This is a genomic window from Terrabacter sp. NPDC000476, from assembly GCF_040300125.1.
Classification (GTDB): Bacteria; Actinomycetota; Actinomycetes; order Actinomycetales; family Dermatophilaceae; genus Terrabacter.
Genome location: NZ_JBEPDF010000008.1, coordinates 1 through 5,408 on the forward strand (window position 1 = coordinate 1; position 5,408 = coordinate 5,408).

7 protein-coding genes are annotated in these 5,408 nt (G+C 68.7%); 5 read left to right on the forward strand and 2 right to left on the reverse strand.

Annotated features, from left to right (window positions below):
- The 3 genes from ABT295_RS20955 to ABT295_RS20965 all read left to right on the forward strand — a co-directional run.
- Positions 1 to 454, forward strand: a 454-nt coding sequence (locus tag ABT295_RS20955; protein ID WP_352396348.1) for a hypothetical protein, incomplete at its 5' end; no start/stop codon positions are given.
- Between the two features lie 158 nt (positions 455 to 612).
- The gene (locus tag ABT295_RS20960) at positions 613 to 876 is read left to right on the forward strand and encodes a hypothetical protein (RefSeq protein ID WP_352396349.1); all 264 of its coding nucleotides are present in this window, start codon (positions 613 to 615) and stop codon (positions 874 to 876) included.
- Between the two features lie 27 nt (positions 877 to 903).
- The gene (locus tag ABT295_RS20965) at positions 904 to 1,398 is read left to right on the forward strand and encodes a hypothetical protein (RefSeq protein ID WP_352396350.1); all 495 of its coding nucleotides are present in this window, start codon (positions 904 to 906) and stop codon (positions 1,396 to 1,398) included.
- Positions 1,399 to 1,530: 132 nt separating this feature from the next.
- Here the strand turns inward: ABT295_RS20965 and ABT295_RS20970 are convergent, their stop codons facing one another.
- Positions 1,531 to 1,788, reverse strand: a complete 258-nt coding sequence (locus ABT295_RS20970) for a hypothetical protein (RefSeq protein ID WP_352396351.1) — start codon at positions 1,786 to 1,788, stop codon at positions 1,531 to 1,533.
- Positions 1,789 to 2,230: 442 nt separating this feature from the next.
- Here ABT295_RS20970 and ABT295_RS20975 point away from each other — a divergent pair, with 442 nt between their 5' ends.
- A complete protein-coding gene (locus ABT295_RS20975) occupies positions 2,231 to 3,526 on the forward strand; it encodes an IS110 family RNA-guided transposase (RefSeq protein ID WP_502991248.1) in 1,296 nt (431 codons plus the stop codon).
- An 82-nt stretch (positions 3,527 to 3,608) separates the two neighbouring features.
- Here ABT295_RS20975 and ABT295_RS20980 read toward each other — a convergent pair whose 3' ends face one another.
- Complete coding sequence (locus ABT295_RS20980; RefSeq protein ID WP_352396353.1) at positions 3,609 to 4,874, reverse strand: IS256 family transposase; 1,266 nt, start codon at positions 4,872 to 4,874, stop codon at positions 3,609 to 3,611.
- A gap of 164 nt (positions 4,875 to 5,038) precedes the next feature.
- On the opposite strand from ABT295_RS20980, the gene ABT295_RS20985 reads away from it, so the two are divergent.
- A partial coding sequence (locus ABT295_RS20985; protein ID WP_352396354.1) for a GGDEF domain-containing protein occupies positions 5,039 to 5,408 on the forward strand: 370 nt, incomplete at its 3' end.

Sequence of the window (5,408 nt, forward strand, 5' to 3'; positions counted from 1 at the left end):
CCTGTCGCCGTCAGCGCAGGCATCGCTGGAGGGCTACCTGGCCGGCGCGGAGCCGGAACCACAGGAGGTGTTCGGGCCGGACGTCCACGACGTCGGTGGCGAGGACGAGCGGTGGGCGCGGTGGCAGCAGCTGGTACGCGACTTCCGGGCCAGCGGAACGTGGCCGCTGCAGGACTGGTGGGATCCAGCGCCGCTGCCGGCCGGGGTGGATCTGCCCGCGCTGCTCGAGGCGCCTGCGGTGCCGTGGGTCGTGCGGGGAGCCGAGGTGTGGACCTGGCAGCAGCAGGGGCAGGAGCGGGAGTGGGTGCGTGAGCAGCCGCAGCCGCCGTTGAGTCGCGGCTTCCTGGTGGGTAGTGCGTGTGAGCGACGCGAATACCACGACGAGGAGGTGGTGGCGGTCAGTGAGCGGCAATGGATGTGCTGCGACTGCGGTCACCTGATCGAGTCCCGGTGAGGGCTGCCGGACAAGATCGTCAGTGTCGATGCGAGGGAGCGGTTGGCGGGATGACCGTGCGCCCGCGCGCACCGCGGCATGACCGGACGCGCCCGCAGGACGCCATGACCGGACGCACGCTGCCGCCGCTGAGACGATCACGCGGTCATGATGGTGCTGTGACCACACCCAGCACGTCGGCTCTCCCCATTCGGCTCCGTGCCCTCATCGAAGAGGACGCCGAGGGCAACCCCTACCTGCGGATCATGCGGTACGCGGCGGTGGCCAGCTTGGTGGCCGGGCTGCTGCTGCTGGTGTCCGGGGTGAGCACCGGCGACCTCGCGTTGCTCGTGCTGGCCGCCGTGGCCCTGCTGTGGACGGGGGTCATCCAGGTGGGATGGTGGGTGATCTGCGCGTTGACCTGGGAACGGGCGCAGGACTGACCAGCGGTCCGGCCGTGGCCTGCGGTGGTGCGCGTGCCCGACGGTCCTGAGGGCGAGGGTGCCCTGCTGCGTGTGCGTGCTCGGGTCCGGCACGAGGCAGACCGCTCCTACGCCGTGCTTGTCGAGGGGCCCGACGGTGAGGTGCTGGTCGGGATCACCCGGGAAACCGGGCAGGTGTACACGCTGGCGCGTGAGGGCGCGGCCCGGCTCTTCGATGTGCCGGTCGAGCGCATCGCCGGTGAGTACCTGGACGTGGTGATTCCCAGACCGCCCTACGGCAGCGATGGGCAGTGGGTGCGGGTGGTCTCAGCTGGGGAGTCCACCAACCCCGATGACCTTGTGGACGTGGGGACCGCCGGGCAGGGGTACTGGTTCGGTCCTGAAGGGGCGTGGCTGGTGGTGCTGCCCGGATCGGGGGCGGGGATCTACCCCAGCGAGTATCTGGACTTCGAGCCGAGGGTGAGCGATGAGGAGGTCGCCGCGTTGGAACGTCACCTGCGATCGGGGAAGGCGCCTGAGTAGGTGCGTCAGTCCTGCTGATGCCTTGGTGATCTTGCTGACATCGGCAAGACCGCGAGGTCATCGAGCGCGGAAAGGCCCATGACCGCTCGCGATGCGGCCTGCGTCATGACCCGGTGGTCACGACTTGAGGTCTCACAAGCTCGCCTCATCAATCGCTCGTCGTTGCGTCAACGCCGACTCAGCGGCCGAGCGAGTCCGATAGCGCTCTCTGGCCACTCGGCGGTCCCTCTCGTCGAAGACGTGGAGGGTGTAGCCGCGGCCGCAGGCCCGATAGCTCAGCCACACGAGCAGGTTGATGGCCCACAGCACGGAGAGGAGGAGTAGCGCGTAGGCGCTTCCATCGCCGTCCTGCCACTCCACCACGCCGCTGGGCTGGACCTCGTACCTCACAGCACCTCCTCTGCCTTCTCTCTCCCCGATGTGGGGACGACTCGATCCTGCCTGCGCCACAGACCTCGTATCGGCGATCTGTGTACGCGGCTTGCATTCGCTCATCGGCTACTTGTTGACTTCCCCCACGGCGACGGCCCGGCCAGGCTGTGTCGAGGTGCCCGGCGCGACGCTCTCTTATCGGCTGCCCACCAGCTTCACCGGTGTGGCTCTCACATGGCGTGCGAAGCGGCGGGCACCGCCCGGCGGGGTGAGGCTCAAGAGGGGTCTGGTCATGCTCGAAGTAGCGCTGCCCACCACCGTCAGCACCACCGGGGACGACTGACCGGCCGTCCCCGACCACGACGGGGAGTCCAGCGTGAAGCAGACGAAACCCACATCGAGTCGGACAGCGAAGCCAGCAGCAAGGGCAGCGGCAGGAGCGGCCCCGGTGGTGATCGGGATGGACCCGCATAAGCGCTCAGCGACCATTGAGGTCCTCAACCGCAGCGAGGACGTCCTGGGCGAGGGGCGCTTCGCCACCGACACCGCCGGCTACCGATCCATGCTCGCCGCCGGGCGGAAGTTCCCCTCGAGGGTTTGGGCGGTTGAGGGCGCTAACGGCATCGGCAAGCACCTAGCCCAGCGCCTCATCGCCGACGGTGAGGACGTCGTCGACGTCCCCGCAAAGTTGTCGGCGCGGGCGCGGGTGTTTTCCACCGGTCAGGGCCGCAAGACCGACGCCACCGACGCTCACTCCATCGCTCTAGTGGCGTTGCGAACACCGGGGCTTCGGGCGGTTGAGGTCGACGGTGAGCACGTCGCACTACGGCTGCTGGCCGACCGCCGTGATGAGCTGGGGGTCCGGCGGACCGAGACGGTAAACCGGATCCACAAGCTGCTGCTGGAGCTCATGCCGGGCGGGGCGAAGAAGTTCCTGTCTGCAGCGCAGGCCAAAGCGCTGGTCGCGACGGTCCGCCCGCGGGACGTGGTGGGCAAGACGCGGCGTCGGATCGTGGTCGCGCTGGTCGACGAGCTCACAACGACGGACAAGCTGATCAAGGCCGCGAACAAGGAACTCACCGAGCTGATCCTCGCGTCGGGATCGCGGTTGATGGACCTGCAGGGCATCGGCCCCTCGACGGCGGCGCGGCTGCTGGGTGATGTCGGGGACATCGCCCGGTTCCCGTCCAAGGGGCACTTCGCGTCCTGGAACGGGACCGCCCCGATCGATGCCTCCAGCGGTGATAGTGACCACCAGCGGCTGTCCCGGGCCGGGAACCGGCGCATGAACCGGGTCCTGCACACGATGGCCATCGTCCAGCTGCGCCACGACACCGAAGGCCGGCGTTACTTCGATCGGAAGAAGGCGGCGGGGAAGTCGTCGATGGAGGCGTTGCGGGCGTTGAAGCGGCGTCTGTCGGACGTGGTCTATCGCCAGATGGTCGCCGACGACGACGTTCGCCGGTTCGGGCTAGAGCCCCCGCAGGGGCCCGTGGCAGATCCGGCTGCGAGGGCTCTGGCCGAGGAGGTGGAGCTGGTCGTCGACCTTGCTGATGTCCTGAACGACGACACTGTCGAGGAGGCGGTCGACGCCGAGCTGGTGACGGGTCCGGGAGGACACGTGGGGGCGTCTACTGGCTCCAGCGCGGCCGGCTCGGACCCCGATGCCGGCTCTTCGGAGAAGTCACTTCCCGGACCCGCCCGACCATCTTCGACCCGTCCTCGCCGACCCCGCAAGACCCCGCCCTTGACATAGAGGGGAGCCATGTCAGGACGTCCGAGGCCGGTCAAGTCCCCAGAGGTGGTGTTTGACGTTCGCCGCGTGATGCTGCGTGCGGTCAGGCCGTCAAGGCCTGCATGGTGAGGTCGGAGTTCACCTCCGGCGTGGTCTCGGCGGTGTCCTGGCCGCCGAGCATCGGGGTCAGCCGGCAGCGGGCCAGCAGGTCCAGGCCGAGGTAGCGGCGCCCTTCGGTCCACTCATCGTCCTGCTCAGCCAGGACGGCGCCGACCAGGCGGATGAGGGAGTCACGGTCGGGGAAGATGCCGACCACGTCGGTGCGGCGGCGGATCTCCCGGTTCAACCGCTCCTGCGGGTTGTTCGACCACACTTGCCGCCACACCTCTTTCGGGAACGTCGTGAACGCCAGCACGTCGGTGCGGGCGCCGTCCAGGTGTGCGGCGACCTTGGGCAGTTTGGCCTCGACCGCGTCCAGCAGCCGGTCGAACTGGGCATGGACGGAGTCGGCATCGGGTTGGTCGTAGACGCTGTGCAGCAACGTCTTCACCCAAGGCCAGGACGTCTTCGGCGTGACGGCCATCAGGTTGGCGGCGTAGTGGGTCCTGCACCTCTGCCAGGACGCGCCGGGCAGCGTGGCGCCCACTGCAGCGACCAGCCCGGCATGCGCATCCGAGGTCACCAGTCGGACGCCGGTCAGGCCGCGGGCGGTCAGATTGCGGAAAAACCCCAGCCAACCAGCGCCGTCCTCAGCCGAGGAGGTCTGCAATCCCAGGATCTCCCGGTGCCCGTCGGCGTTGACCCCGACGGCCAGCATGGCGTGCACGCCTGCGACCCGGCCGTCCTCGCGGACCTTCATCACCAGCGCGTCGGCGGCGACGAACGTGTACGGACCGGCGTCCAGTCGGCGGGTGCGGAAGGCTTCGACTTGGGCGTCCAGATCTTTCGCCATCTCGCTGACCTGCGACTTCGACAACCGGGTGATGCCGAGCGTCTCGACGAGCTTTTCCATCCGGCGGGTCGAGACACCCAGCAGGTAGGCCGTCGCGGCCACCGTGGTCAACGCCCGCTCAGCGCGGCGGCGGCGCTCCAGCAGCCAGTCCGGGAAGTAGGAGCCCGAGCGCAGCTTGGGGATGGCGACGTCGATCGTGCCCATCCGGGTGTCGAAGTCGCGGTGGCGGTAGCCGTTGCGGGTGTTGACTCGGTCGGGGCTGCTGGCGCCGTACTCGGCGCCGCAGACGGCGTCGGCCTCGGCCGACATCAGGGTGTCGATGAACGAGCGCAGCATGGTGCGCATCAGGTCCGGGCTCGCCTGGGTCAGGTGTTCGTCCAGGAAGCGGGCAGGGTCCATCATGGGGTTGGCGGTCATCGCGGTGTCCTCTTCGATCTTGAGCGGGAACTCAGTTCGAAGCATCACGCGGTGGCCGCTTTCTACGTCTCAGGCGCGCTGATCACGGTACCGTCGCACACCACTCTGGTGGACTCCACTAGGGGCGGGCGGGTCTGGATGGGGGTACGGGCGAACGGCTGGCAGTGGTCTACATCGATCTGGACGGCTTCAAGGCGTTCAATGACAGCTACGGGCACAGCACCGGGGACCGGGTACTGCAGGTTGTCGCGGACCGGCTGCGAGGGTCGTGCCGTCCGCAGGACCTGCCGGCGCGGCTGGGTGGTGATGAGTTCGCCATCATCGTTCATCTGCCTGCCGATGTGCCTGCCGCTCGTGCGGCTGAGGGGTTGGCGCAGCGTGTGCTGGCGTGTCTGGGGGGCACCATCACCGTGGGGCAGTTGGTGCTGCCCGGGCGGGCCAGCATCGGCGTCGCGGTCGCTGATGATCGGCTGCTCGAGGCTGCAGGCCGCGGTGGGGTTTGCAGCGCAGGCGACGGCGCGCCCACAGCGGCAG

Bases quoted from the DNA above. Each gene is read 5' to 3' on its own strand.
- ABT295_RS20975 (WP_502991248.1), top strand. From the start codon at position 2,231: ATGGACCCGCATAAGCGCTCAGCGACCATTGAGGTCCTCAACCGCAGC.
- ABT295_RS20980 (WP_352396353.1), bottom strand. From the start codon at position 4,874: ATGACCGCCAACCCCATGATGGACCCTGCCCGCTTCCTGGACGAACAC.